A 26,987-nucleotide genomic window follows, 5' to 3' on the forward strand; every position below is an offset into this window, starting at 1 on the left:
TTTGTATTTTCTGAAATAACGAAGTGGAGAGCCGCATGGTTCCCGTAATCGCCCTGGTGGGCCGACCGAACGTCGGCAAGTCCACCTTGTTCAACCGCCTGACCAGGACTCGTGACGCCATCGTCGGCGACTTGTCCGGTCTGACCCGTGATCGCCAATACGGTGAGGCCAAGTGGCAAGGGCGTTCCTACATTCTGGTCGACACCGGCGGTATCTCCGGTGACGAGCACGGTATGGACGAAAAAATGGCCGAGCAGTCGCTGCTGGCCATTGAAGAAGCGGATGTCGTTCTGTTCCTGGTAGATGCCAAGGCTGGTTTCACCGCCGCCGACCAGATGATCGCCGAGCATTTGCGCAAACGTAACAAGCGTTCCTACGTGGTTGCCAACAAGGTCGACAACATCGACCCTGAAATGGCCCGCGCCGAGTTCGCCCCGTTGGGCATGGGCCACGCGATTCCTATCGCCGGTGCTCATGGTCGTGGCATCACCCAGATGCTGGAAATCGCCCTGAGCGATTTCCCGAAAGACGAGGAAGAGCCGGAAGACGGCGAAGAAGAGATCGTTGCCGAAGGTGAGGAAGCCAAGCGCATTCCTGGCCCAAGCGAAAAAGACGGTATCAAGATCGCCATCATCGGTCGCCCGAACGTCGGCAAGTCGACCCTGGTCAACCGCATGCTCGGTGAAGACCGGGTGATCGTGTATGACCAACCCGGCACCACCCGCGACAGTATCTACATCCCGTTCGAGCGTAACGACGAGAAGTACACGCTGATCGACACCGCCGGTGTGCGCAAGCGCGGCAAGATCCACGAAGAAGTTGAAAAATTCTCCGTGGTCAAAACCCTGCAAGCGATCAAAGACGCCAACGTGGTGATCTTCGTCATGGACGCCCGCGAAGGCGTGGTGGACCACGACCTCAACCTGCTGGGCTTCGCCATTGAGTCGGGTCGTGCGCTGGTGATCGCGATCAACAAGTGGGACGGCATGACGCCGAGCGAGCGCGACTTCGTGAAGGTCGAGCTGCAACGCCGACTGTTCTTCGTTGATTACGCCGACATCCACTTCATCTCGGCCCTGCACGGCACGGGCGTGGGCAACCTCTACGCCTCAGTACAGAACTCGTTCAAGTCCGCCGTGACCCGTTGGCCGACCAACCGCCTCACCCAGATTCTGGAAGATGCTGTCGGTGAGCACGCGCCACCGATGGTCAACAACCGCCGGATCAAGCTGCGTTACGCCCACTTGGGTGGTGCGAACCCGCCGATCATCGTGATCCACGGTAACCAGATCGAGAAGGTGCCGAAGTCTTACGTTCGTTACCTGGAAAACACGTACCGTCGTGTCTTGAAGCTGGTCGGTACGCCGATCCGCATCGAGTTCAAGGGCGGCGAGAACCCGTTCGAAGGCAAAAAGACCACGCTGACCGACCGCCAGGTCAACAAGAAGCGTCGCATGATGTCGCACCACAAAAAGGCCGACAAAAAGCGCCGCGATAAGAAATAGAAGCAGCTTTAAGTTTCAAGCAGCAAGCTTCAAGTCGAAGCAAGAAAGGGTCCTGTCAGGGGCCCTTTTTTGTGCCTGAAGGTTTGAGGCTTGACCGCTTGCAGCTTGTCGCTTGAAACTTGCAGCTCACCTGCAAGGGGCTACCGATGATCACCAGTAAGCTGCCGAATGTCGGCATCACTATCTTCACTCAGATGTCTCAACTCGCGGCGCAAACCGGGGCGATCAACCTGTCCCAGGGTTTTCCCGATTTCGATGCCCCGCAAGCCCTGTGCGATGCAGTCGGCCGGCACATCGCCAATGGCCATAACCAATATTCGCCAATGACCGGCCTGCCGGCTCTGCGGCAGCAAGTGTCGGCGAAGATCGCTCGCAGCTACGGCGTCAACGTCGATGCCGATCACGAAGTGACCATCACTCCTGGCGCCACCCAGGCGATCTTCTGCGCGATTCAGGCGGTCATCCACAGCGGCGACGAAGTCATCGTGTTCGATCCTTGCTACGACAGTTACGAGCCGTCGGTGGAACTGGCCGGTGGACGCTGCGTGCACGTGCAGCTCGGGCTGAACGATTTCTCCATCGACTTCCAGAAACTGGCTGACGCCATTACCCCGCGCACGCGGATGATCGTGCTGAACTCGCCGCACAACCCGAGTGGGGCGCTGATCAGCCGGGCCGAGCTGGATCAGTTGGCGGACCTGATTCGGGGTCGCGACATCTATCTGGTCAGCGACGAAGTCTACGAACACCTGGTGTTTGACGGCGTGCCTCACGTCAGTGTGCTCAATCACGAAGAGCTGTATCAGCGCGCGTTCGTGGTCAGCTCCTTCGGCAAGACTTATCACGTTACCGGCTGGAAAACCGGCTATGTGGTCGCACCGCCGGCACTCACCGCCGAGCTGCGCAAGGTGCATCAATACGTCAGTTTCTGCGGCGTCACTCCGCTGCAATTTGCCTTGGCTGACTTCATGGCGGAGCACCCGGAACACATCGAAGAGTTGCCAGGTTTCTATCAGGCCAAGCGGGATATGTTCTGCGATTTGCTGACGCCATCGCGCTTCAGTTTCACTCGTGTGACCGGCACCTATTTCCAGTTGGTCGACTACTCGCAGATCCGCCCGGACCTCAATGACGTCGAGATGGCATTGTGGATGACCCGCGAACATGGCGTCGCGAGCATCCCGATCTCGGTGTTCTACCAGACCCCACCCGAAGGCCAGCGCCTGGTGCGCCTGTGCTTCGCCAAACGCGAGGAGACCCTGCGTGAAGCAGCGGCAAAACTATGCGTGATCTGAGTGCACTGCCCAACCTGAATGTCGCGTTGATCCAGACCACGCTGGCCTGGCACGACCGGCAAGCCAATCTGGAGCATTTCGAGCAGCTGCTGGACCAGGCGCGCGGCGCGGACCTGATCATCCTGCCGGAGATGTTCACCACCGGTTTCTCCATGGAATCGGAAACGCTGGCGGAGGCGGAAAACGGTCCGACCAGCAAGTGGCTGCGCGTTCAGGCGGCGAAACTCGACGCGGTCATCACCGGCAGCATCATTGTTCAAACCGCAGACGGCAGTCATCGCAATCGCCTGCTGTGGGCGCGGCCGGACGGGGAGGTGTGGCACTACGACAAGCGCCATCTGTTCCGCATGGCTGGCGAGCATAACCATTACACGCCGGGCGAGCGTCAGGTGCAGTTCGAACTCAAGGGCTGGCGCGTGCGGCCGCTGATTTGTTACGACCTGCGCTTTCCGGTCTGGAGCCGGGATGCGCAAGACACCGACTTGCTGCTGTACACCGCCAACTGGCCAGGTGCACGGCGTCAGCACTGGAACCGTTTGCTGCCGGCGCGGGCCATCGAAAACCTCTGCTACGTGGCCGCGGTGAATCGCATCGGTACTGATGGCAAAGGCTTCGCCTACACCGGTGACAGTCAGGTACTGGATTTCCAGGGCGAAACCCTGCTCAGTGCCGGTGAAGCCGACGGCGTGTTTCAAGTGGTGCTGAACGCTGCGGACCTGCAGGCCTATCGCACGCGTTTCCCGGCGAACCTTGACGCTGATACCTTCGAGTTCACCTGACATCCTTGCCGTTTGAACCGGCCTCATCGCGAGCGAGCTCGCTCCCACATTGATCGATGTGAACGCAAAGTTTGTGTACACCAAAATCCACTGTGGGAGCGAGCTTGCTCGCGATGCGCCCAGGACGGTCAGCACAAAAACAGCAGGCAAACAAAAAGGCCCCAAGGTTAGTACCTTGGGGCCTTTTGCATTTCAGCGACCGCTTACGCCGCTTTGGCTTCCGGCTGGCTCAGCGAGCGGTTCAGCGCGCTGAACAGGGCCTTGAAGCTGGCCGTGGTGATGTTTTCATCAATACCCACACCGTGCACCGCACGCTCGCCGTTCACACGCAGTTCAATGTAGGCCGCTGCCTTGGCATTGGTGCCCGCGCCGATCGCGTGTTCGTTGTAGTCCATGATCTCCACCGGAATCGGCAGGCCGGCCACCAGGGCTTCCAGCGCGCCGTTGCCCTTGCCGCGCCAGTGCAGGTTGGTTTCGCCCTGACCTTTGCTCGAGACTTCCACTTCCACCGCACTGTGACCGTTTTCTTCCTGCAGGCGATGGCTGACCAGCGCGTACGGGGTGTTGGCCTGCAAGTACTCGCTGTGCAGCAAGGCGTGGATTTGCTGAGCGGTCATTTCCAGGCCGAGGCGATCGGTTTCACGTTGTACAACCTGGCTGAACTCGATCTGCATGCGGCGTGGCAAGTTGATGCCGTATTCCTGTTCCAGCAGGTAAGCGATACCGCCCTTGCCCGACTGGCTGTTGACGCGGATCACCGCCTCGTAGCTACGACCGATGTCGGCCGGGTCGATCGGCAAGTACGGCACTTCCCACAGGGCATCCGGTTTCTGCTGGGCGAAGCCCTTGCGGATCGCATCCTGGTGCGAGCCGGAGAATGCGGTATGCACCAGGTCGCCAACGTACGGGTGACGAGGGTGCACCTGAATCTGGTTGCACTCTTCGACGACTTTGCGCACGCCGTCGATGTCGGAGAAGTCCAGCTCAGGGTGAACACCCTGGGTGTAGAGGTTCAGCGCCACGGTCACGAGGTCGACGTTACCGGTACGCTCCCCGTTGCCGAACAGGCAGCCTTCGACACGGTCGGCACCGGCCATCAGGCCCAATTCGGTAGCAGCGACACCGGTGCCACGGTCGTTGTGGGTGTGCAGGCTGATGATCACGCTGTCACGACGGTTGATGTGACGGCCGAACCATTCGATCTGGTCAGCGTAGATGTTCGGGGTGGCGCATTCGACGGTGGCAGGCAAGTTGAGGATCATCTTGTGCTCAGGCGTCGGGTTCCAGACCTCGATCACGGCATCGCAGACTTCCTTGGCGAATTCCAGTTCGGTGGCGCTGAACGTCTCTGGCGAGTACTCGAAGGTCCACTCGGTGTCTGGCTGCTGGGCGGCGTATTTGACGAACAGCTTGGCCGCGCTGACGGCGATTTCCTTGATTCCGTCCTTGTCCTGATTGAAGACAATCCGGCGGAAGGAAGGGGAGGTCGCGTTGTACAGGTGAACGATGGCTTTCTTCGCGCCGCGCAAGGATTCGAAAGTGCGTTCGATCAAGTCTTCACGGCCCTGGGTCAGCACCTGAATGGTGGTGTCGTCCGGGATGTGGTTGCCTTCGATCAGGGTACGCACGAAATCGAAGTCGGTTTGCGATGCCGCCGGGAACGAGGCTTCGATTTCTTTCACGCCGACAGCCACGAGGGTTTTCCAGAAGCGCAGCTTCTTGACCGCATCCATTGGCTCGATCAGCGACTGGTTGCCATCACGAAGGTCAGAGCTGCACCAGATCGGCGCGGCGGTGATGGTCTTCGACGGCCAGGTGCGATCCGGGATATCGATGGTCGGGAACGCACGGTATTTCGAAGACGGGTCTTTGAGCATGCTCATCGGGGGAATCCTTATTGTGTGGGCCGAAAAAAGGCGGCCTGCCGGTGGATCAAATGTTCTTGGGGAAAAGCGTAGGGCGAGGCACCGCGATTCAGCCTGGCAGTCGTGCGCTGACGAGGCACAGGCTGCGGTGCTGGCGAAGCTGAATGAGGGTGTGAAAGGTTTTCATGCCTTCAACCCTAACCGCGAGGGTGAAGGATGGCAAGCGGTCGAAAAAAATTGAGAGGAATACCCGAAAAGGCAGTTTTATCGAGATTTTATTGCTGTGAGCGGGGCTGATTGTTTTGATGATTGCGCGAGGTTTGAGCACTGCGCAATTGTAGAATTGCGATGACGGCCGCTTGAGCGCGGCTATGCTTAAAGCCTGATCAAGGCAGGAGTCGGACATGAACGAGTCGGACTGGAAGCGGTATAGCGCGTTGCGGCCGTTGGCCCATGAGCGGATGTGTATCCGGATCATGGAGGAGGTCGAGCGCACCGTGGCGGATAAAAGCCTGACGCCTTACGAGCGGATTGAAGCCACTGAAGAGCTGCTTCAGTGCAGGCAAAAGGAGCTGTATTGGGCGTTTGGTGTGTTCAGGTTTTCACGGCATGAGGCGCGGTCGCACTTGCTTGGGTTGTGCGCGCGGGAGTTGATCACGTCTGAGGAACTGGCGGGGTTTTCGGCGGAGACTCAGGAGTGGATCAGGCATTGCCTGGCGGACCGGGAAGCCCATGGGATTGAGGATCTTGAGGCTGAATAGAAGGCGTCTGTGATGCCGCCATCGCGGGCAAGCCCGCTCCCACAGGGTTGGAGATCCCATGTGGGAGCGGGCTTGCCCGCGAAGAGGCCATCAGCCTTTGCACACAATTCAGGGTTGAAACGCCCCAATAAAAATCGCCGGATCCACCCGCGCATCATTCAGGCTGACATTCCAGTGCATATGTGGCCCGGTCGCACGGCCAGTCGCACCGACCTTGCCTACCACTCCACTACGCGCCAACTGCTGCCCAACCTTCACATCGATTTTCGACATATGGCAGAACATGCTGATAAAGCCCTGGCCATGATCGACAAACACCGTGTTGCCGTTGAAGAAGTAGTTGCCGATCAGAATCACCTTGCCCGCGGCCGGCGTCTTGATCGGCGTACCCGCCGGCACGGCGAAGTCCAGCCCCGCGTGCGGATTGCGCTCTTCACCATTAAAGAAGCGGCGCACGCCAAACTTGCTCGACAGCGGTCCGTTGACCGGTTTGTCCAGCAACAGGTTGCTCGGAGTGTTCGGGCTGAAGCTGCGGTAGGCCTGGATCTGCTCGGCCAGTTCGCCTTCGATGCGCTTGAGGTTGTCCGGGTTCGGATTGACCTGCTGGGTATTTTTCAGGGTGATGTGTTGTTCCGGGTATTTCTTGTTGCCGACGGTGAAGTTCAGGCTGCGACCGCCGCTGCTGATCTGCTGCGTGCCCGGTTTCACGGTCAACGGCACGCCGACAATCGCCAGCCAGTTGTTCTGTTCCTTGACCACCAGCACCGGTTTGCCTTGATAGCTGGCTTTTGGCGCCTGGGCAGCGGCGCCCAGATCCACCACGGCCACGCCGCCCGGCACCGGTTTGTTCAATAGGCGAGTGATGTAGCTGTCGGCGTGGGCGTTGAAGGTCAGGCACAGCAACAGCAGCGGAGCTAAAAAACGCGGCATGGATCAATCCAGTAAAGAAAGGGTGACAGGCGTCAGATGATTGTCTTCGACCCGAACTTGCAGTTCGCCGTCGCCGAGCTTGGCCTTCAGGCGCTGACCGTTATGGGTTTGTTCGGCGCTGCGGATCGCGTTGCCGCGCTCGTCCAGCAGAATGCTGTAACCACGGGCAAGGGTCGCCAGCGGGCTGACCACCTGCAACGTCTGCACTTGGCTTTGCAGTTGCAGGCGCCGCGACTTGAGGCCTTCGCGGATGGCACGGGGCAGGCGTTCGGCGAGGCTGTCGAGGCGCTGGCGGAGCATCGCCAGTTGCCGGCCAGGATGTTGCCCGGCGAGGCGGGTTTCCAGGCGAATCAAACGTTCGCGACGGGTGTTGAGGCTGCGTTCGAAGGCGCGCCGCATGCGCATGTCCAGATCATCCAGACGCTGCGCTTGCTGGCGCAGGCGTTCGCCGGGGTGGCGCAGGCGGCGAGAGATGCCCTCCAGACGCAGGCGGTCGCGCATCAAGCGGTCACGCATGCGCATCACCAGCCGGCGATGCAGGCTTTCGACCCTGCGCACCAGATCGCTGGAATCCGGTGCGAGCAGTTCGGCGGCAGCGGAGGGCGTCGGGGCGCGAACGTCGGCCACGAAGTCACTGATCGATACGTCGGTTTCGTGACCGACAGCGCTGACAATCGGTGTGACGCAGGCATCAACGGCGCGGGCCACCGCTTCTTCGTTGAAGCACCAGAGGTCTTCCAGCGAGCCGCCGCCACGGGCCAGGATCAGCGCGTCGAAACCACGGGCGTCCGCCAGTTTCAGTGCGCGGACAATCTGCGCGGTGGCTTCGCGACCTTGCACGGCGGTGGGAATCAGCGTCAGCTGGATCTGCGGAGCACGGCGGCGGAACACGCTGATAATGTCGCGAATCACTGCGCCGGTCGGCGAACTGATGATGCCGATGCGTTGAGGGTGCGCTGGAAGCGCCACTTTGCGCTCGGCACTGAACAGACCTTCGGCGCTGAGCTTTTCCTTCAAGGCATCGAAGGCCAAACGCAGTGCGCCGTCACCGGCCGGCTCCACGGTGTCGAGGATCAGCTGATAATCGCCGCGCCCCTCGAACAACGAAACCTTTCCGCGGACTTTGACCGCCAGGCCATCCTTCAAGGCTTGGCGAACCCGCGCAGCGTTCTGCCGGAACAGTGCGCAACGCACTTGGGCGCCGCTGTCCTTGAGGGTGAAATACACGTGGCCGGACGCCGGGCGGGCGAGGTTGGAGATTTCGCCTTCGACCCAGATATTGCTGAACACGTCTTCGAGCAACACCCGCGCGCGGCCGTTGAGCTGGCTGACAGTCAGGACTTCACGGTCCAGGCCGAGTCTTGCAAAGGGATCTTTAATCATGGGGCGCAGTTTAAAGGCATTCGACTTCGAATCTCCATGAGTCAGCGCAAATCCCCTGTGGGAGCAGGCTCGCTCCCACAATGATCTGTGCAGACATTGATGAAGTGTTGAACCAGCGTCGTGGGATTCTGCCGGCAGGCGAGGGCGACGGTGCTGAGGCAATCCGGGTCTGCCAGGGGCAGGAAGTGAATGTCAGATGGCGCAATGTCCCGCATCGATTCCGGCAGCAGGGCGATGCCGAACCCGGCCTGAATCAATTGCAGTTGTGTGGTTTTGCGCGACACCACTCGGGCCGCTCTCGGGAAGAAACCCTGACGCATGCACAGCTCGGCGGATAGATAACTCAGGCCGCCGCGCTGGGGATGAGGAATGGAGATAAAGGCTTCATCCTTCAGTTGCGCCAGATCGATGCCCTGAGCGGAGTTATCCACAGCCAGTCGATGATTGGGGGGAACGGCCAGCAGCAAGCGTTCGCTGTACAACGGAACAATCTGCACGCCTTCACATTGGCGCAATACCGGCAGCCGCAGCAGTCCGACATCCAGCTGACTGTCGGCCAACGCTTCAAGTTGCGCTTCGGAAGACAGCTTGGCGATCTCCATGGACACGCCGACATGCTGGCTCAGATAGCCGCTGATGCCTCGCAGCAGGCGGCCACTCATGGGCACGGTGCTTGAGTGGCTAAGACGCAAGGTGCCGAGTTCTCCATTTCCGACCTGGGTAGTCATCTCACTGGCCTTGGTCAATTCGATCAGCAGGTTTCTGGCCCTGGGCAGGAAGGCTTCACCGGCCGCCGTCAGCCGGGGCAGACGTGCAGTGCGTTCGAACAAGGGGGTTTGCAGACGGGTTTCCATGTCCTTGATCTGCCGGCTCAAGGCTGACTGCGCGACAAACAAACGCTCAGCGGCTGCACTGAAACTCCCACACTCGGCGATTTCCACGAAGTAACGCAATTGACGGGTTGAAAGCACGAGGCATGCCTTTTTGAGATGAGAGGGCGACTTTGAAGATATTAGTCGCAAGACTCGGCGCTGGCTAAAGTCATCACAGGTAATTAATGAAGGCGTGCAGATGAACCTGTTTGAGATGTTGCACCAATGGCCCTTCGGCACAACGGATTGGCTGATCATCGGGCTGGGCATCGCTCTGGCTTATATCGTGTTCGGCATAGCCGGTTTCGGCACCGCGCTGGTGGCGGGGCCGATTCTGATTTTGTTCATGCCGTTGTCGAAGATCGTGCCATTGCTGGTGCTGCTGGATTTTGTCGCGGCGTTCGGCAATCTGCTGCCCTCGCGGCGTGATGTGGCGAAACCCGAGTTGCTGCGGTTGCTACCGTGCATGGCGGTGGGGTGCACACTGGGGGTGATCTTTCTGCTGAACCTGAAATCCGACGTTTTGCTGCTGCTGATGGGGCTATTTATCAGTGCTTATGCGATTTACAGCCTGTGGGTCAAAACCCGTCCGACACAGTTATCCGCCGCGTGGGCGGTGCCGATGGGCGCGGTGGGCGGGATGTTCGGGGCGTTGTTTGGCAGTGGCGGCTTCTTATATGCGATCTATTTGAACAGCCGATTGCCCAAAGAGGCGGCCCGCGCAACCCAGAGTGCGCTGATCAGTTGCAGCACGGTGGTGCGCTTGAGCCTGTTTGCCGTCGCAGGTGTGTACGCCGAGCTACCCTTGTTGGTATTGGCGTTGTGTTTGTTGCCGGCCATGGCCTTGGGGCTATGGATCGGGCGGCGATTGACCATGAGGTTATCGCGCGAAGCGTTTGTGCGACTGGTGACCTGGTTGGTACTGGCCAGCGGGATTGCCTTGATCGGACGTTACTTGAGCACTTGACCTGAGCATGTCAGGGATTAAGCTGCCGCCCGAAAATCCTGTAGGAGTGAGCCTGCTCGCGATAGCGGTGTATCAGTCGACAACATTATTGAATGTTAAACCGCTATCGCGAGCAGGCTCACTCCTACAAGGGTGAATATTCAGTATTTGCAGGGCTGTGCCATGAATTCCCAAAGCATCATCGTCCCGAAAATCTCCACGCTGCCAGTGCACGAACCCCGGGCCCGGGCGGTCGTGCGGTGGCTGGTGCGCAAAAACATCATCAAGGAAGAGCTCACGACGTGCGGCCGCACCGGCAATCGCATGGGACACGCCATCGCCGACGGTGCCCGCGCCGTGGTCCTGCACCCCGAAGCACTGCCATTTGGCGAGCCAATCAATGGTCTGGAGATCATCACCAAGCGCTGCATCTACACGCCGGCCAAAGGTTTCCTGAGCGAGGCGGGCTGCGCCGAATGCCGCAAGGAAGTCGGCGAAGCACTGTTCGAAAGCCTGGAAGACTGGATGCCCGGCCGCACCGACAACTTCACCTGTCCAGAATGCGGGCATGAAGATGACATCAACGGGTTTCTGTTCCTTCAGGAATGCGGTTTTTCCAACCTCGGATTCATCTTCAATAACTGGGCAGAAGCCGGGTTCAAGCAGAGCTTTATCGACGAATTTGCCGATTGGCTGGATCAGCCGGTGAGTTGGGTCAAAGTTGAATTGTAGGCCGCGAGAAATCCCGTATATCAGTAATGCTAATAATAGACAGAGTTTTACATTGAACCCGAGGGGGTGTCTGACTATAATGGCGCGCTTCCATTTTCCCGCTCGGGAGCCCCCGCGATGCTGCGTATCAGCCAAGAAGCTCTGACATTCGACGACATTCTCCTAGTGCCCGGTTATTCCGAGGTACTTCCTAACGAAGTCAGTCTCAAGACCCGCCTAACCCGTGGCATCGAGCTGAACATTCCTCTGGTTTCTGCCGCCATGGACACCGTTACTGAAGCCCGTCTGGCAATCGCCATGGCTCAGGAAGGTGGCATCGGTATCATCCACAAGAACATGACCATCGAGCAGCAAGCTGCCGAAGTGCGTAAGGTCAAGCGTTACGAAGCCGGCGTGGTCAAGGACCCGATCACTATCGAGGCTGACGCCACGGTTCGTGAACTGTTCGAACTGACCCGCATGCACAACATCTCCGGCGTTCCGGTACTGCACAATGGCGACCTGGTCGGCATCGTCACTTCCCGTGACGTGCGCTTCGAGAACCGCTTGGACGTCTCCGTCCGTGAAGTGATGACGCCTAAAGAGCGTCTGGTCACGGTCAAGGAAGGCGCGGACAAGAACGACGTTCGCGAGTTGTTGCACAAGCACCGCATCGAACGCGTACTGATCGTCGACGACAAATTCGCCCTCAAAGGCATGATGACCGTCAACGACATCGAAAAAGCCAAGGCTTACCCACTGGCCAGCAAGGACGATCAAGGTCGTCTGCGTGTAGGCGCTGCAGTCGGTACCGGTAAAGACACCGGTGATCGCGTCGCAGCCCTGGTCAATGCCGGCGTTGACGTGGTGGTGGTCGACACCGCTCACGGTCACTCCAAAGGCGTGATCGACCGCGTTCGCTGGGTCAAACAGAATTTCCCTGAAGTGCAGGTCATCGGCGGCAACATCGCCACCGGCGCTGCCGCCAAGGCCCTGGCCGAAGCCGGCGCTGACGCCGTCAAGGTCGGTATCGGCCCTGGCTCGATCTGCACCACCCGTATCGTCGCCGGTGTCGGCGTTCCGCAAATCAGTGCCATCGCCAACGTCGCCGCTGCCCTTGAAGGCACTGGCGTTCCGTTGATCGCCGACGGCGGCATCCGTTTCTCCGGTGACCTGTCCAAGGCCATCGTTGCCGGTGCTTCCTGCGTGATGATGGGCTCGATGTTCGCCGGTACTGAAGAAGCGCCGGGCGAGATCGAACTGTTCCAGGGTCGTTCGTACAAGGCTTACCGTGGCATGGGTTCGCTGGGCGCCATGTCCCAGGCTCAAGGTTCCTCCGACCGTTACTTCCAGGACTCCTCGGCAGGCGCCGAGAAACTGGTTCCGGAAGGCATCGAAGGGCGTGTTCCTTACAAGGGCACCCTGAGCGCCATCATCCATCAACTGATGGGCGGCCTGCGTTCCTCGATGGGCTACACCGGCAGTGCCGACATCGAAGAAATGCGCACCAAGCCTGAGTTCGTGCGGATCACCGGTGCTGGCATGGCCGAGTCCCACGTTCACGACGTACAAATCACCAAAGAAGCGCCAAACTACCGCGTAGGTTGAGGCTTCAAGCAAAAAGTTAAGTAACCGGGGCTGTTTTATTCAGCCCCGAGTTGTTTCTGAATCACGACTGTTTCTGAATTACTTAGACGAGACTGAATCATGGCCCTCGACATTCACGCCCACCGCATCCTGATCCTCGACTTCGGTTCCCAGTACACCCAGCTGATTGCCCGCCGTGTGCGTGAAATCGGCGTGTACTGCGAACTGCATCCGTTCGACATGGACGACGAAGCGATCCGCGAATTCGCTCCAAAAGGCGTCATTCTCGCCGGCGGCCCCGAGTCCGTGCACGTCGCTGACAGCCCGCGCTGCCCGCAAGCGGTGTTTGACCTGGGCGTACCGGTCTTCGGTATCTGCTACGGCATGCAGACCATGGCTGAACAGCTGGGTGGCAAGGTCGAAGGTTCCGAATTGCGTGAGTTCGGTTACGCTCGCGTTGACGTCGTCGGCAAGAGCCGCCTGCTCGACGGCATCGAAGACCATATCGACGCCGACGGCCTGTTTGGCCTCGACGTGTGGATGAGCCACGGTGACAAAGTCACCAAGATGCCGCAGGACTTCCACATCCTGGCCAGTACGCCAAGCTGCCCGATCGCCGGGATGTTCAACGACGCTCGCGGCTACTACGGCGTGCAGTTCCACCCGGAAGTGACCCACACCAAGCAGGGTGGTCGCATCCTGTCGCGCTTCATCCTCGACATCTGCGGCTGCGAAGCCCTGTGGACGCCTTCGAAGATTGCTGAAGACGCCATTGCCAACATCCGCGCCCAGGTCGGCACCGACAACGTACTGCTCGGCTTGTCCGGTGGCGTTGACTCCTCGGTGGTTGCCGCACTGCTGCACAAAGCCATTGGCGACCAACTGACCTGCGTCTTCGTCGACAACGGCCTGCTGCGTCTGCACGAAGGTGAGCAAGTGATGGCCATGTTCGCCGAGAACATGGGCGTCAAGGTGATCCGCGCCAACGCCGAAGACCAGTTCCTGAACAACCTGGCTGGCGAAAGCGATCCAGAGAAGAAACGCAAAATCATCGGCCGTACCTTCATCGACGTCTTCGATGCCCAGTCGAACAAACTGGACAACATCAAGTACCTCGCCCAAGGCACCATCTACCCGGACGTGATCGAGTCGGCTGGCGCCAAAAGCGGCAAGGCTCACGTGATCAAGTCGCACCACAACGTGGGCGGCCTGCCGGAAGAAATGAACCTCAAGCTGGTTGAACCCCTGCGCGAGCTGTTCAAGGACGAAGTCCGTCGTCTGGGCCTGGAACTGGGCCTGCCGTACGACATGGTCTACCGTCACCCGTTCCCGGGCCCGGGCCTGGGCGTGCGCATCCTCGGTGAAGTGAAGAAGGAATACGCCGACCTGCTGCGTCGTGCCGACCACATCTTCATCGAAGAACTGCGCAAAGCCGACTGGTACCACAAGGTCAGCCAGGCGTTCGTGGTGTTCCAGCCAGTGAAATCGGTTGGCGTTGTGGGCGATGGCCGTCGTTACGCCTGGGTCGTGGCCCTGCGTGCGGTGGAAACCATCGACTTCATGACTGCGCGTTGGGCTCACCTGCCTTACGAACTGCTGGAAACCGTCAGCGGCCGCATCATCAACGAAATCGAAGGCATCTCCCGCGTTACCTATGACGTGTCGAGCAAGCCACCAGCGACGATCGAGTGGGAGTGATCCCGGTTTAAACTGATCGTCCGTAACACCTGAAAGGCCCCGTGAGCGCAAGTTCACGGGGCCTTTTTGCGATCAGGCCGCTACAGAGGGCAGGCGCCCTTCAAGGGTCAGGCCCATGCGGTTGAGTGCGTGGACAAGGTTGATCAGATTCGCGTAGGTGATCTGATGCACGGCAGTCCAGGCAGGACGGTTAATCAGAAAGCCGCCATCCGCCGTTCGCGCAATCATCGTTCGCACAATCTGGTTGGTCCGGCTGCGATGAATCAGCGTCAACGTGTCCTCCGAACTTTCAATGGTGAACATGCCTTGGCGGAACAGCAGCTCGTTGATTTGCTCGGGCGATCGCTGAATGAACTGAGTTGGAATCTGCAGGCTGATGTCGGCATACAGGGTGTCGACATTACCGCCCATCAGGGGCGCGATTTCTGTAACTTCACGGCCGACTTCGATGCCATGGTCGATGTCCAGGTGCTGACGCTGGTCAGGGCCCACTTCTTCGATGCGTAGACCGATACCCCCCTCGGTTTCGCTGATGCCGGCCATTCCCCTGAACGTGTTGGCACTCTCCTGGTCGGTGATTACCACCCATTTGCCGCCACCATTGCGGGCTTGTGTGGCCTTCATGATGGTATGGGTGAGGTAGGTCCTGACGGATTGCCGTGAGATGGCGCGGAAATTCGAGTCTGTATAGCGATAACTGGCCAGGCAATCGGTGGCCTGGATTCGAATGCCGTTCTGTTGGGCGGCCTTGACGACTTCGAGGGGGGTGAACTGTCCCGCAGGATCGCCTGGCAGTTTTTGCAGGTACTTCCCCAGCATCCCATGCATGTCCCCGGTTTCGGCGAAATCGTTCAGGTCGACTTGATTGAAGTCGTTGAGCAGGCGATGCATGTAGATCGTCTTGACGCCTTGCTTCGCCAGCGTCGGCATGTTTTCGATCAGGAACCGCATGCTGGCAATGCGGTCCTGACTCTCACCGATTACCAGACCGGGCGCGGTGTTGAATACTTTCTCGATGAGCTCCGTAACGGTCGTGGAGGGCGTGATGACGGGCTGAATCGGGCGGGCCGGTAACGAGGCAAAAAAATTCTTCGGGATCTGGAATCTGATGGCATCCCTGATCAGGACCGCTCTACGCCCGGCGACATACTCTTCATAGGGGGAAACCCCTCTGAGGACCCCGCCAGGTGCGGCAACGACTTTTATATGGGTTTCGGGCTTTCCCAGAGCCAGGAAGTTCAGCGAGCGTCCATTGGGGGCGTCGTATCTCGTCAAGTGCCTGGAAAAATCAGGCGTTGGCCGGACATGATTCGTCGGCTTCGAGGGGCCGGGAACAGGCTTGCTGAGGTTTTTGCCGCCGCCCTTCAATCCGGCATTGGGCGCCAGCTCCCATTCGCCCTCGCCATTCAATCGCACCGGCATTGACCCCGTGGAGGCATGGGGGGTAGCCGGGTCGATAATGGCCCATGTGCCGCCGCCATTGATATCGGCTTCGTAACGAACGTAGTAAGCCTGATCGTTCATGAGGATCGCGGTGGACGGGTTTGAGTTCAGTGAATAAATGCCCTTGAATTTTCCGTCGGTGGCCAGCAGGGCCTGGCTTTCCAGAATTTCATTACTCTGCCAGTGCTCCGGCACCGAGGCCTGTGGCTCGATATCAGGCAGAGTCGGAATGAGCTTTTCGAGCACCTCGCTTGTCCCTGATGCCTCGGAAGTTATGTTCTGAGTTGCGACTTGTTCAACGGTATCCACCGCTTTGGACGGTTGAGCAGGCCAACCCATGAGTCTCATGCCCTTTGCGGCCAGTGCATTCTTCAGCGCTTCAAGATTATTGAAAGGCTTGAAGACGAAGTCCGGCCATATAGGGGAATCGAGTTCGATGTATCCGCCGGGCATCGTTTTGATAATGGTTTCTTCTATCTGCTTGTTGCCATTGCGATAGACCAAAAGCACGGCACTGTCCGAACGCTGAAAGGTGTACATGCCTGGCTCCGGCAACAGGGCTTTGAGGTTCGTCGAGGATCTATAGGTCCATGGGTTTTCCACTTGTAACCGCCAATCGCCTTTGATGGATGACGTTACGGTGTTCGAGCCCTCAAAGGGGGCTTCCTGAAGATCATAGACAGGCGTGTCCGCAGAGTCCTCATACACCACCGCTGCGCCGGAGTCGGCTGTAATGGGCTCCGCCAGTCCGGGGCTCACCTCATCGATGCGCACACTCACAGCGCCCACCTGTTCACTGATGCCTTGATAACGCCTGAAGGAACTCATGTTTTCCCGATTGACCAACGCCACCCAATTGGCTGATCCGTGCGCCTGCTCATTGAGTTGAATGACTTCGCTGGCAAAAAAACTTCGTGCCATTTGTTGTTGCGGCTCGAGGCTGACATGACCGTTGATGTTGTAAGTAATCGCGCAGTCGACGGCTTGAACGCGGATATGCTGCGCGTTGGCGGCCTTCACGAGTTCCAGGGAAGTGAACTTGCCCTCCGGGTCGTGACCCGTCTTGAGATCGAGTTTTTGCAGGTAGTCTTCGAGCTCTGCGGGCATTTCCCCGGTGCGAGCGAAAGTGTCCAGATCCATTTGATTGGCGTTGGTCAGCAGCTCTTGCAGATAGAGCCTCTTGAAGCCAAGTTTCGCCAGTGTCGGCATATTTTCGATCAGCAATTTTCTACCGGCGAGGCTGCCCGGTGTCTGGCCCAAGACCAACCCGGACTTTTGTTCGGATACTGTTTGAAACAGCTCGGCCGCCGTTTTGAACGGAGGAGGGGAAGACGTTTGCACGGGGGGCAACGGTGGATGAGCTTCGTAATAGGCTTCGGCATCGTGTATCAGCCGGTTACGAGCAATGCGCTGATGCCAGGCAAATCGACTGGTCCGTACTTCCTGTCCTTCTTCCTCAATAACCGTAATAAACTCATCCGGACCGCCCAGGGCCCATTCCCTCATGCGGGGCGTTCGCAGTTTTTTTACATAAGTACCGGGTTCCTGCGCCCATGCCCCGTCTTGGGGTAGAGAGGGCTCACCCAACTCGCTGGTGGTCGGCGATTGCATTCCGCCTTTCAGTCCTGTGCGGGGTATCAGCTCCCACTGACCGTCAGCGTTCAGGCGAACGGGGAACGTGCCCGAGAAAGCGTCGGGGTTTTCTGGATCAATAATTGCCCATTTGCCGGCACCGTTGGCGTCGCCTTCGAAACGCACGTAATAGGCTGCGTCGTTCATCTTGATTGCGGTCGATGGGGTTGAATGGAGCGAATAGATCCCCTGAAATTTACCGCTCTGGGCAGACAGCATTTCGCTTTCCAGTGGCTCATGGCATTGCCATTGTTCAGGCACTTCAACCGGTTCGCTCGGCGATAAAGGTGACCCTTCGGGTTGCGGGCGACTCGACTCTACGCTGTCGAGCTCACGCGGATCTTCCGTTACGGTAGATTCAGCGGCACTGTCCGACTCCCTCAGCGAAGCCATTTCGGCGGCTTCGGCGGCATCCACTGAAGCCCCGACTTCTTCCAGAACGCTGGCTTCCTTGAGCATCGGGATATTGAACAGGGCATTGATGCCATCGAGCACCGCGCCGATGACGCCAGCCTTGCGTTGCGCCGCCGTTTTGCCATTGACCGCCTTGTCGATGTTCAAGCCCATCGCGGCGATACTGGCCCCGATCACCGGCAACGCGATTGGCCAACCCATCACCGCCAAGGGGCCAAACACATGCAGCCCGGCAGCCAGGTAACCCAGCCAAAGTTGTTTACGCATTTGTCCGTGAGTCACCAGCGTCAGATCGGCCTCTTCCAGCATCGTGCTCTGGACCGCCCGGCTCTGCCATGTGAAGGGATCGCCGCTGATGGTGATGTTTTTCTGATTGATCAAATGGTGGTCGTATTTTCCCCAGGTGCCGACCAACTGGTTCATCAGCGGGGTGATGTTGTCGTGGACTTCCTTGCGTACCGACAGCGGGAAATGGGTCATGAACTCCGTGCGCGGTTGCTCTTCATTCATTTGCAGCAAGATCCACCAGTGCATGTCCGTCGCTGTCGGCTGCACGTGGAAAGCCTGTGCGGCACCGGGAACGTAAGTGATCTGTCGACCATTGCGGTCAACAATGCGCAGAATATCGGTGGCGACATGACCTGCGACATCCAGCGCGCAGATACGTAGATCTGCAGGCGAAGCGGTTTGGGACTGCAGGGTCGCCAGGGTGATCGGCCAGGTTGCACCACCGACGACGGCCCTGACGACGGTCTGGAAATCCTCCTCTTGCAGTTGGCCGTTTTGACGCGCCTCGACGGCTTTGCTGAGGTAGTTGGATTTGGCCAGGGTCCGGAAGTCATCGAGATGAGTCGCCCAGAACGCGTTCAGTTTATTCAGATAACGTTCACTGAGGTTCATCTCCCACAGGTCCGTGAGGACCTTGCTGGGGTACATCCGCACTTCATTGGTTTCATTGAAAATGCTGGCGTTTGCATCCTCAGTGTAAAACCCGCCGTTACTGTTCAGTTCGAGGGCGTCGTCTTGATCGGTCACGCGGTATCCCTGGATGACCAGTTGCGTCAGGGTCAATGATTCACAGGGTTTGGGGGCGTGCTCCCAACTCAGAAAGGCCGTGTTGCTGCTGGCCGAGACGTTGTCGAACCGATGCCACCAGACCTCATCCGGGTCCATGCCGGTGATGCCGTGTTTGTTCAGGATTTCGCTGGCGACTGCGTGGGCTTCATCCTTCAAGCCCGGGCAGGCCGTCACAACGACGGGGGCAATCGTTTTCAGCCGCTCCTTGTCGGCAGCATTGGGTAACGCTTCGGTATTCTGATCAACAGGCATGCTCTCGCTCCTTGAGAAATGGGCTGTGAGGATGACCCGTTAGCTCAAGGCAAGTGCACTACATAGTTATGCCCACATGCCGTTCGTGACCGTGTAAGGTCTCGCAGCAGATCGCATCTGCTGCGGCCATCCGCCGCCCCACCCTTACTGTTTCTCAACCGCAGGTGTATCGTATTCGCCTTTTGCAGGCCCTCGTGCCTGTCGCTGATACGTGAGGTAGTTAAGTTCATGTCGTTTACCCGTCGCCAAATCCTCGGTGGCCTGGCCGGTCTTGTTGTCGTTGGTGTCGGAGCGGGGGGCGCGTCGCGGTACTGGCTGGGCAAGATGGCTGACGCTGACGCAGGTCACGACTACGAGCTGATCGCAGCGCCGCTGGACGTCGAACTGGTGGCCGGGCACAAGACCGAAGCCTGGGCGTTCGGCCCCTCGGCGCCGGGCACCGAGTTGCGGGTTCGCCAGGGCGACTGGCTGCGAGTGCGTTTCATCAACCACCTGCCGGTCGCGACCACCATTCACTGGCACGGCATCCGCTTGCCGCTGGAGATGGATGGCGTGCCGTACGTCTCGCAATTGCCGGTGCTGCCGGGTGAGTACTTCGATTACAAATTCCGCGTGCCCGACGCCGGTAGCTACTGGTATCACCCGCACGTGAACAGCAGCGAAGAGCTCGGTCGCGGGCTGGTCGGTCCGCTGATCATCGAAGAGCGTGAGCCGACCGGTTTCAAGTACGAGAAAACCCTGAGCCTCAAGAGCTGGCACGTCGATGAAGAGGGTGCTTTCGTTGCGTTCAGCATTCCTCGTGAAGCCGCGCGCGGCGGTACGGCGGGACGTTTGTCGACCATCAATGGCGTCTCGCAGGCGGTGATCGACTTGCCCGCCGGGCAGATCACCCGCGTGCGCATACTCAACCTCGATAACACGCTGACGTATCGCCTCAACATCCCCGGTGTCGAAGCGCAGATCTACGCACTGGACGGCAATCCCATCGAGCCGCGTCCGCTGGGCAAGGAATACTGGCTTGGCCCCGGCATGCGTATTTGCCTGGCGATCAAGGCGCCGCCGGCCGGTGAGGAATTGTCCCTGCGCAACGGCCCGGTTCGCCTGGGCACCTTGCGCTCAGTGGCGAATACCGACGCGCCGACACCATGGCCGCCGGCACTGCCTGCGAACCCGATCGCCGAGCCGGACCTGGCCAACGCCGAGAAACTCAACTTCAATTTCGAGTGGGTGGGCTCGGTGTCGGTCAACGTCGGCAACGGTAAACCGCCGAGCCTGTGGCAGATTAACGGCAAGGCCTGGGACATCACGGACAAGACCTGCGCCGACCGCCCGATTGCCAAGCTTGAGAAGGGCAAGAGCTACATTTTCGAATTGAAGAACATGACTCAGTATCAGCACCCGATTCACTTGCACGGCATGAGCTTCAAAGTCATTGCCTCGAACCGGCACAAGGTCATTCCGTACTTCACCGACACGTATCTGTTGGGCAAGAACGAGCGTGCGCAAGTGGCGCTGGTAGCGGATAACCCGGGCATCTGGATGTTCCATTGCCATGTGATCGATCACATGGAAACCGGCCTGATGGCCGCTATCGAGGTGGCCTGATGCGTCAGATACGTCCCGCCGCGATCATCGACCGCAGCCGTGATCGCGACTTCATGCGCGAAGCCCTGGCCTTGGCTGCACAAGGCGCAGCGTTGGGTGAAGTGCCCGTGGGCGCTGTGTTGGTGCAGGACGGCGAGATCATCGGTCGCGGCTTCAATTGCCCGATCAGCGGCAACGACCCGAGTGCCCACGCTGAAATGGTCGCGATCCGCGCCGCAGCCTTGGCCGCGAGCAACTATCGTCTGCCGGGCAGCACGCTGTACGTGACGCTGGAACCGTGCAGCATGTGCGCCGGCCTGATCGTGCATTCGCGGATTGCGCGGGTGGTGTATGGCGCGCTGGAGCCCAAGGCCGGGATTGTGCAGAGTCAGGGGCAGTTCTTCACCCAAGGGTTTTTGAACCACCGGGTGTTGTTTGAAGGCGGGGTGTTGGCGCAGGAGTGCGGGGCGGTGCTTAGCGAGTTTTTCAAGGCCCGAAGAGCCAAGCCAGCAGATTGAGTCGCACCGAGGAGTGAACTTGAGAACCCGATCAATGTGGGAGCTGGCTTGCCTGCGATGGGGGGCTGACAGTCGACATCTTTGCTGTCTGACACTCCGCTATCGCAGGCAAGCCAGCTCCCACATTTGATCTTCGGTGTTGCTGAAAGCTTCGGTTTACTTGCGGGCCACGATGACGGCACGCATCGGCGCCGGCAGCCCTTCAATCGTTTTGCTGTGATCGTCCGGATCCAGGAAGTCGCTCAGCGACTGATACTTCATCCACTCCGTCCCGCGCTGTTCCTCGACCGTGGTCACGCTCACGTCCACGCAACGCACATCGGTAAACCCGGCACGGCGCAACCACAATTCCAGCGCCGGCACCGACGGCAGGAACCACACGTTGCGCATCTGCGCATAACGGTCTTCCGGCACCAGCACCTGCTGCTGATCGCCTTCGATCACCAGCGTCTCCAGCACCAGTTCACCGCCTTTGACCAGGCAATCCTTCAGCGCCAGCAAATGCTCGATCGGCGAACGGCGGTGATAGAACACGCCCATGGAAAACACCGTATCGAAGCCTTCCAGCTCCGGCGGCAAGTCTTCGAACGGGAATGGCAGGTGCCAGGCATTCGGTTCTGACAGGTAGCGCTGCACGGCCTGGAACTGGCAGAAGAACAGCCAGTTCGGGTCAACGCCGATCACGCTGTCGGCACCGGCGCCGAGCATGCGCCACATGTAGTAACCGTTGCCGCAACCTACATCAAGAATGCGTTTGCCCTTCAGATCCAGATGCGGTGCAACACGCGACCATTTCCAGTCTGAACGCCATTCGGTGTCGACGTGCACGCCGAACAGATCAAACGGTCCTTTGCGCCATGGCGATAAACCCATCAGCGCGGTACGCATTTGCGCACGGGTTTCGTCGTCGCACTCGGTGTCCAGCATCAGGCCGTTGAGCAAGTCGACTTCGCTCGGCTGAATCTTCGGCAATGCATCCAGTGCACTCTGCCAACGTTCCAGGTCGCCATGACCCTTATCCATTTTCTTGTCGAGTTGCGCTTGCAGGGTGTTGGCCCAGGCGGCCAGTGGTGTACCGGCCAGACGGCGGGCGAGGGGGGACAGATCAATCATGGCAAGGCAATCAACGAGGCAAAGTTAAGACACTGGAACCACGGCACGACTTTCGAGAACCCGGCGGCCAGCAGGCGCTCGCGGTGTTCTTCGAGGCTGTCGGGCTTCATGACGTTTTCGATGGCGCTGCGTTTCTGGGCGATTTCCAGTTCGCTGTAGCCGTTGGCGCGTTTGAAGGCGACGTGCAGGTCGGTGAGCAGCGCGTGTTCTTCGGGGTCGTTGAAACGCAGCTTCTCCGACAGGATCAGCGCGCCACCCGGCAACAGCGATTGGCGGATGCGCGACAGCAATGCCGTGCGCTGGTCCGGGGCGATGAATTGCAGGGTGAAGTTCAACGCCACCACCGAGGCGGACTGGAAGTCGAGGGCGAGGATGTCGCCCTCGATTACTTCAACGGGCAGCAACTCCTGGAACATCGAGTCCTGACCGTTGAGGTATTCGCGGCAGCGTTCGACCATTGCCGTCGAGTTATCCACAGCGATCACCCGGCAACCGTCGGTGCGCACGTGTCGGCGCAAGGCTTGAGTCACAGCGCCCAGGGACGAACCGAGGTCGTAGAGCACGCTGTTGGGCTGGGCGAATTGCGCGGCGAGCACGCCGAGGTTTTCCACGATGGTCGGATAGCCCGGCACCGAACGCTTGATCATGTCCGGGAACACCCGCACCACGTCCTCGTTAAAGGCGAAGTCAGGCACCTGGGCCAAAGGCTGGGCGAAAAGGCGATCGGGTTCTTTGCTCACGGCGGTTCCAGCGGCGTTGGTGGAAAAGGCCGGCATTTTAGCCAAATTGACGGGGGGATGCGCGGGTTGTCTGATAAACCGCGCCGAAGGCGTACGCAATCCTGTAGCAGCTGCCGAAGGCTGCGTTCGGCTGCGAAGCAGTCGTGCCTTGTTTTGCGTCACTTAAGTACGATTGATGTTGTTTGGGAGGCGAGGGCTTTGCCCTCGAACTCAGCCTTCGGCAGCTGCTACAGCGTGTGGCGTGCTTGATACTGGGGGCCGAACGCCGACGCCGTGATCCCCCACTGCCCCAGCCAGTAACTGACGATGATCACGTAAGGCGCCGCATCGAACGGCGCCACAAAGCGGCTGATACCAATCACGCTGTCGGAGAACACAAACGCCAGCGCACCTGCCGCCGCCAGCAGTGCCGAGCGTTTTGGCACCTCCGTGCCCAAGCGAGCCAGTGCCCGCCAGAGCATTGCGCTGATGGCCAGGCCATAAACAATCACCGGAACCAGCAATGGGCCGAGACCGTGGGAAATCAAAATCCCCAACAATACTGCGCCGACGCCCAGGGCAATCACCAAGGGCAACGCCGCCAACCGCCGGCAATCGCTCAAATAGGCTTTGAGATAAGCCAGGTGTGCAACCAGAAACGCCCCGAGACCAAACACAAACAGATCCCCCGGCCAGGCCAGCAACACATCACCCAGCAGCGAGAAAATCAGGCCAAGGCTGATCCAGCGTCGATAGTCGCTGGGCGGCGCGTCATGCAGCCAACCGAGCAGGGCCAGTACTGGCAACGGTTTGACCAGCAGACAAAGCAACGTCGCGTGCACGCTTACGCCATACAGGAAGGTCACCGCGCCCATCAGCGCCAGAATCAGCCAGCCCACGATCAGTTAACCGAAATCGCGCAATCGAAGGTGTCCACCGGCAACACTTCCGGCGCCCAAGGCTGCTGCGAGGTCAGGCGCAAACGCCCGGTGCCGGCGGCAAACGCCTGAAAGCGCCAGGTCGAAATACCGGCGCTGCCGACGATGCCGGCGTCCTCGGGGTTGCTGTACACCTCGGGGCTGAGCGCATGCAGCACACCACCGGCCGAATCCTGGATCGCCCAGCGGTAACCCGTACTCGGGTTGCTCGGCAGGGTCAGGATCAGGTTTTGCCCGTTGTTGAGTTTCACCGGGCATTGGCTTTGTTTTTCCACGGTCACGTTCTGTTTCGGCTGCGTGGCGCAGGCGGCCAGCAAGGAAAGGGCGAGGGGGACAAACAAGCGAGTGGGGGACATAGGGTCAGCGGCTCCGGCGTTCACGACGAACGGCGAGCATAACTGAAGATGAGACAAAGTGTGACAGCGCTGGGGATTTGCGCCGTCAGTGCCGACGCCTTCGCGGGCAAGCCCGCTCCCACAATGGATTGCAATAACCCAGTGGGAGCAAGCCTGCTCGCGAAAGCAGTGGTCCAGGCACTACCTAACGATCAGAACAATATCTTCGCCACATCCGCAAAGCGCTTGGCGAAATGCACGGTGATCCCTTCTTTCAGATAATCCGGCAGCTCCTCAAAGCTGCCACGGTTAGGCTCCGGCAAGATTAACTCGAAGATCTTCTGCCGCCGCGCCGCTATCACCTTCTCGCGTACCCCGCCAATTGGCAGGACGTGCCCGGTCAACGTCAGTTCGCCGGTCATGGCCACGCCTTTTTTCGGCGGCTGGTTGCGTGCGAGCGAGAGCAGGGCGCTGGCCATGGTCACGCCGGCGCTCGGGCCGTCTTTCGGGGTGGCGCCTTCCGGGACGTGGAGGTGGACGAAGGCTTCGTCGAAGAATTTCGGATCGCCGCCAAACGATTTCAGGTTGGAACTGACGTAGCTGTAGGCGATTTCCGCCGACTCTTTCATCACATCACCCAATTGCCCGGTGAGTTTGAAGCCACGGTTCAGCGTGTGGATCCGCGTCGCTTCGATCGGCAAGGTCGCGCCGCCCATGCTGGTCCAGGCCAGACCGGTGATAACGCCGGTGCCGGACAACACTTGCTCGTTGCGGAACACCGGATGACCGAGTGAGGTTTCGAGGTCTTTGGGGCCGAGTTTGATGACGGCTTTGGGGTCGTCGATCAATTTCACCACGGCTTTGCGCACCAGTTTGCCCAGTTGTTTTTCCAACTGGCGCACACCGGCTTCGCGGGCGTAACCGTCGATCAAGGCTTTGAGCGCGCTGTCGCTGATGCTCAGGCTGCCTTTGGACACGCCGGCCTTTTCCAGTTGTTTCGGCCACAGGTGACGCTTGGCGATGGCGATTTTTTCTTCGGTGATGTAACCCGACAGGCGAATCACTTCCATCCGGTCCAGCAACGGGCCGGGGATTGAGTCCAGGGTGTTGGCGGTGCACACGAACAGCACTTTCGACAGGTCCAGACGCAGGTCCAGATAGTGGTCGAGGAATTCGACGTTCTGTTCCGGATCGAGGGTTTCCAGCAGCGCCGAGGCCGGGTCGCCCTGATAGCTTTGGCCCATCTTGTCGATCTCATCGAGCATGATCACCGGGTTCATCACTTCGACGTCTTTCAACGCCTGTACGAGTTTGCCCGGTTGCGCGCCGATGTAGGTGCGGCGGTGGCCCTTGATCTCGGCTTCGTCGCGCATGCCGCCGAGGCTGAAGCGGTAGAACGGCCGGCCAAGGGATTCGGCGATGGACTTGCCGACGCTGGTTTTACCCACGCCCGGCGGGCCGACCAGCAGCACGATAGAGCCGCTGATCTCGCCTTTGTAAGCACCGACCGCGAGGAATTCGAGGATGCGGTCCTTGATGTCGTCGAGGCCGGCATGGTGTTTGTCCAGTACCTTGCGCGCGTGCTTGAGGTCGAGTTTGTCCTCGCCGTACACGCCCCACGGCACCGAGGTCGCCCAGTCGAGGTAGTTGCGGGTGACCGCGTACTCCGGCGAGCCGGTCTCGAGGATCGACAGCTTGTTCATTTCCTCTTCGATGCGTTTCTGCGCCTGCGGCGAGAGCACTTTGCCGGTGAGGCGTTGCTCGAACTGCTCGATGTCAGCGCTGCGATCGTCTTTGGTCAGGCCCAGCTCTTGCTGGATGACCTTGAGTTGTTCCTTGAGGAAGAACTCGCGCTGATGCTCGCCGATCTTGCGGTTAACTTCGGCGGAAATCTCTTTCTGCAGGCGCGCAACTTCGACTTCCTTGCGCAGCATCGGCAGGACTTTTTCCATGCGCTTGAGCATGGGCACGCAGTCGAGCACTTCTTGCAGTTCGCCACCGGTGGCGGAGGTCAGGGCGGCGGCGAAGTCGGTCAGCGGCGACGGGTCGTTGGGGCTGAAGCGGTTGAGGTAGTTTTTCAGCTCTTCGCTGTACAGCGGGTTGAGCGGCAGCAGTTCCTTGATCGCGTTGATCAGCGCCATGCCGTAAGCCTTGACCTCGTCGGTCGGCTCGGTGGGCTGGTGCGGGTATTCGACTTCCACCAGGTACGGCGGGCGATGGTGCTTGAGCCAGGTCTTGATGCGCACCCGGGTCAGGCCCTGGGCGACGAATTGCAGTTTGCCGTTTTCACGGCTGGCGTGGTGCACCTTGACCAGGGTGCCGTACTCGGGGAGTGCGCCGGTGTTGAGATGGCGCGGGTCTTCCTGGGGCGTGTCCATGTAGAACAGGGCCAGGGAGTGGTGATCGGCCTTGCTGACCAGGTCGAGGGTTTCGGCCCAGGGTTCTTCGTTGACGATGACCGGCAGTACTTGGGCCGGGAAGAACGGGCGGTTGTGGATCGGGATGATGTAGACCTTGTCCGGCAGGTTCTGGCCGGGCAGGGCGAGGCCTTTGCCGGTGGCGTGGTGTTCGATTTGCTCGGCTTCGTTGTACTCGCTCGGGTCTTCGGGGAAGTCTTGCTGGTCGCTCAT

The 26,987-nt window shown here is 59.5% G+C and carries 20 protein-coding genes; 10 read left to right on the top strand and 10 right to left on the bottom strand.

Annotated features, from left to right (window positions below):
- Positions 1-35: 35 nt before the first annotated feature.
- The 3 genes from der to AB4N43_RS22530 all read left to right on the top strand — a co-directional run bounded on the left by der (position 36) and on the right by AB4N43_RS22530 (position 3,579).
- Entirely contained in the window at positions 36-1,505 is a 1,470-nt protein-coding gene (gene der / locus AB4N43_RS22520; protein WP_027922762.1) for a ribosome biogenesis GTPase Der, read from the top strand.
- 146 nt (positions 1,506-1,651) lie between these two features.
- A complete protein-coding gene (locus AB4N43_RS22525) occupies positions 1,652-2,800 on the top strand; it encodes a pyridoxal phosphate-dependent aminotransferase (RefSeq protein WP_027922973.1) in 1,149 nt (382 codons plus the stop codon).
- The gene (locus tag AB4N43_RS22530; protein ID WP_027922763.1) at positions 2,788-3,579 is read left to right on the top strand and encodes an amidohydrolase; all 792 of its coding nucleotides are present in this window, start codon (positions 2,788-2,790) and stop codon (positions 3,577-3,579) included. Before AB4N43_RS22525 ends, AB4N43_RS22530 begins: the two co-directional genes overlap by 13 nt.
- A gap of 203 nt (positions 3,580-3,782) precedes the next feature.
- Here the strand turns inward: AB4N43_RS22530 and leuA are convergent, their stop codons facing one another.
- Positions 3,783-5,462 carry a 2-isopropylmalate synthase gene (leuA, locus tag AB4N43_RS22535; protein WP_027922764.1) on the bottom strand — a complete coding sequence of 560 codons (1,680 nt, stop codon included), beginning with the start codon at positions 5,460-5,462 and terminating at the stop codon, positions 3,783-3,785.
- A gap of 386 nt (positions 5,463-5,848) precedes the next feature.
- Here leuA and AB4N43_RS22540 point away from each other — a divergent pair, with 386 nt between their 5' ends.
- A complete protein-coding gene (locus AB4N43_RS22540) occupies positions 5,849-6,205 on the top strand; it encodes a hypothetical protein (protein ID WP_027922766.1) in 357 nt (118 codons plus the stop codon).
- 108 nt (positions 6,206-6,313) lie between these two features.
- On the opposite strand, the gene AB4N43_RS22545 is transcribed toward AB4N43_RS22540, so the two are convergent.
- Genes AB4N43_RS22545 through AB4N43_RS22555 form a run of 3 tightly spaced genes read right to left on the bottom strand, consistent with a single transcriptional unit; the run spans position 6,314 to position 9,489 of the window.
- Positions 6,314-7,135: a peptidoglycan DD-metalloendopeptidase family protein gene (locus AB4N43_RS22545; protein ID WP_460151958.1), complete on the bottom strand. Its 822-nt coding sequence runs from the start codon at positions 7,133-7,135 to the stop codon at positions 6,314-6,316.
- 3 nt (positions 7,136-7,138) lie between these two features.
- Complete coding sequence (gene xseA, locus AB4N43_RS22550) at positions 7,139-8,518, bottom strand: exodeoxyribonuclease VII large subunit (protein ID WP_059182207.1); 1,380 nt, start codon at positions 8,516-8,518, stop codon at positions 7,139-7,141.
- Between the two features lie 41 nt (positions 8,519-8,559).
- Positions 8,560-9,489: a LysR family transcriptional regulator gene (locus AB4N43_RS22555; protein ID WP_027922769.1), complete on the bottom strand. Its 930-nt coding sequence runs from the start codon at positions 9,487-9,489 to the stop codon at positions 8,560-8,562.
- Positions 9,490-9,589: 100 nt separating this feature from the next.
- Between AB4N43_RS22555 and AB4N43_RS22560 the strand changes: the two genes are divergently transcribed.
- From AB4N43_RS22560 to guaA, 4 genes are all read left to right on the top strand, one after another.
- Positions 9,590-10,357: a sulfite exporter TauE/SafE family protein gene (locus tag AB4N43_RS22560; RefSeq protein WP_027922770.1), complete on the top strand. Its 768-nt coding sequence runs from the start codon at positions 9,590-9,592 to the stop codon at positions 10,355-10,357.
- A 162-nt stretch (positions 10,358-10,519) separates the two neighbouring features.
- Entirely contained in the window at positions 10,520-11,068 is a 549-nt protein-coding gene (locus AB4N43_RS22565; protein WP_027922771.1) for a hypothetical protein, read from the top strand.
- Positions 11,069-11,185: 117 nt separating this feature from the next.
- Positions 11,186-12,655 carry an IMP dehydrogenase gene (gene guaB, locus AB4N43_RS22570; protein WP_027922772.1) on the top strand — a complete coding sequence of 490 codons (1,470 nt, stop codon included), beginning with the start codon at positions 11,186-11,188 and terminating at the stop codon, positions 12,653-12,655.
- A gap of 99 nt (positions 12,656-12,754) precedes the next feature.
- Positions 12,755-14,332, top strand: a complete 1,578-nt coding sequence (guaA, locus tag AB4N43_RS22575; protein ID WP_027922773.1) for a glutamine-hydrolyzing GMP synthase — start codon at positions 12,755-12,757, stop codon at positions 14,330-14,332.
- A gap of 72 nt (positions 14,333-14,404) precedes the next feature.
- Here the strand turns inward: guaA and AB4N43_RS22580 are convergent, their stop codons facing one another.
- Positions 14,405-19,150: a membrane-targeted effector domain-containing toxin gene (locus tag AB4N43_RS22580; RefSeq protein ID WP_460151959.1), complete on the bottom strand. Its 4,746-nt coding sequence runs from the start codon at positions 19,148-19,150 to the stop codon at positions 14,405-14,407.
- A 228-nt stretch (positions 19,151-19,378) separates the two neighbouring features.
- Here AB4N43_RS22580 and AB4N43_RS22585 point away from each other — a divergent pair, with 228 nt between their 5' ends.
- Positions 19,379-20,755, top strand: coding sequence for a multicopper oxidase family protein (locus tag AB4N43_RS22585; RefSeq protein ID WP_027922775.1), 1,377 nt, complete (start codon positions 19,379-19,381; stop codon positions 20,753-20,755).
- A complete protein-coding gene (tadA, locus tag AB4N43_RS22590; RefSeq protein ID WP_027922776.1) occupies positions 20,755-21,252 on the top strand; it encodes a tRNA adenosine(34) deaminase TadA in 498 nt (165 codons plus the stop codon). Before AB4N43_RS22585 ends, tadA begins: the two co-directional genes overlap by 1 nt.
- A 156-nt stretch (positions 21,253-21,408) precedes the next feature.
- On the opposite strand, the gene cmoB is transcribed toward tadA, so the two are convergent.
- From cmoB to lon, 5 genes are all read right to left on the bottom strand, one after another.
- On the bottom strand, positions 21,409-22,365 hold the full coding sequence (gene cmoB / locus AB4N43_RS22595; RefSeq protein WP_027922777.1) for a tRNA 5-methoxyuridine(34)/uridine 5-oxyacetic acid(34) synthase CmoB: 957 nt from the start codon (positions 22,363-22,365) through the stop codon (positions 21,409-21,411).
- A complete protein-coding gene (gene cmoA / locus AB4N43_RS22600; RefSeq protein ID WP_177327598.1) occupies positions 22,362-23,141 on the bottom strand; it encodes a carboxy-S-adenosyl-L-methionine synthase CmoA in 780 nt (259 codons plus the stop codon). Before cmoA ends, cmoB begins: the two co-directional genes overlap by 4 nt.
- 191 nt (positions 23,142-23,332) lie before the next feature.
- Positions 23,333-23,983, bottom strand: coding sequence for a lysoplasmalogenase (locus tag AB4N43_RS22605; protein WP_027922779.1), 651 nt, complete (start codon positions 23,981-23,983; stop codon positions 23,333-23,335).
- 2 nt (positions 23,984-23,985) lie between these two features.
- Positions 23,986-24,378 carry a protease inhibitor I42 family protein gene (locus AB4N43_RS22610; protein ID WP_027922780.1) on the bottom strand — a complete coding sequence of 131 codons (393 nt, stop codon included), beginning with the start codon at positions 24,376-24,378 and terminating at the stop codon, positions 23,986-23,988.
- Between the two features lie 191 nt (positions 24,379-24,569).
- Positions 24,570-26,987: an endopeptidase La gene (gene lon, locus AB4N43_RS22615; protein ID WP_027922781.1), complete on the bottom strand. Its 2,418-nt coding sequence runs from the start codon at positions 26,985-26,987 to the stop codon at positions 24,570-24,572.

The sequence above is a fragment of the Pseudomonas sp. S2_B07 genome (genome assembly GCF_054668435.1).

Bases quoted from the DNA above. Each gene is read 5' to 3' on its own strand.
- der (WP_027922762.1), top strand. From the start codon at position 36: ATGGTTCCCGTAATCGCCCTGGTGGGCCGACCGAACGTCGGCAAGTCC.
- AB4N43_RS22525 (WP_027922973.1), top strand. From the start codon at position 1,652: ATGATCACCAGTAAGCTGCCGAATGTCGGCATCACTATCTTCACTCAG.
- AB4N43_RS22530 (WP_027922763.1), top strand. From the start codon at position 2,788: ATGCGTGATCTGAGTGCACTGCCCAACCTGAATGTCGCGTTGATCCAG.
- leuA (WP_027922764.1), bottom strand. From the start codon at position 5,462: ATGAGCATGCTCAAAGACCCGTCTTCGAAATACCGTGCGTTCCCGACC.
- AB4N43_RS22540 (WP_027922766.1), top strand. From the start codon at position 5,849: ATGAACGAGTCGGACTGGAAGCGGTATAGCGCGTTGCGGCCGTTGGCC.
- AB4N43_RS22545 (WP_460151958.1), bottom strand. From the start codon at position 7,135: ATGCCGCGTTTTTTAGCTCCGCTGCTGTTGCTGTGCCTGACCTTCAAC.
- xseA (WP_059182207.1), bottom strand. From the start codon at position 8,518: ATGATTAAAGATCCCTTTGCAAGACTCGGCCTGGACCGTGAAGTCCTG.
- AB4N43_RS22560 (WP_027922770.1), top strand. From the start codon at position 9,590: ATGAACCTGTTTGAGATGTTGCACCAATGGCCCTTCGGCACAACGGAT.
- AB4N43_RS22565 (WP_027922771.1), top strand. From the start codon at position 10,520: ATGAATTCCCAAAGCATCATCGTCCCGAAAATCTCCACGCTGCCAGTG.
- guaB (WP_027922772.1), top strand. From the start codon at position 11,186: ATGCTGCGTATCAGCCAAGAAGCTCTGACATTCGACGACATTCTCCTA.
- guaA (WP_027922773.1), top strand. From the start codon at position 12,755: ATGGCCCTCGACATTCACGCCCACCGCATCCTGATCCTCGACTTCGGT.
- AB4N43_RS22580 (WP_460151959.1), bottom strand. From the start codon at position 19,150: ATGCCTGTTGATCAGAATACCGAAGCGTTACCCAATGCTGCCGACAAG.
- AB4N43_RS22585 (WP_027922775.1), top strand. From the start codon at position 19,379: ATGTCGTTTACCCGTCGCCAAATCCTCGGTGGCCTGGCCGGTCTTGTT.
- tadA (WP_027922776.1), top strand. From the start codon at position 20,755: ATGCGTCAGATACGTCCCGCCGCGATCATCGACCGCAGCCGTGATCGC.
- cmoB (WP_027922777.1), bottom strand. From the start codon at position 22,365: ATGATTGATCTGTCCCCCCTCGCCCGCCGTCTGGCCGGTACACCACTG.
- cmoA (WP_177327598.1), bottom strand. From the start codon at position 23,141: ATGCCGGCCTTTTCCACCAACGCCGCTGGAACCGCCGTGAGCAAAGAA.
- AB4N43_RS22610 (WP_027922780.1), bottom strand. From the start codon at position 24,378: ATGTCCCCCACTCGCTTGTTTGTCCCCCTCGCCCTTTCCTTGCTGGCC.
- lon (WP_027922781.1), bottom strand. From the start codon at position 26,987: ATGAGCGACCAGCAAGACTTCCCCGAAGACCCGAGCGAGTACAACGAA.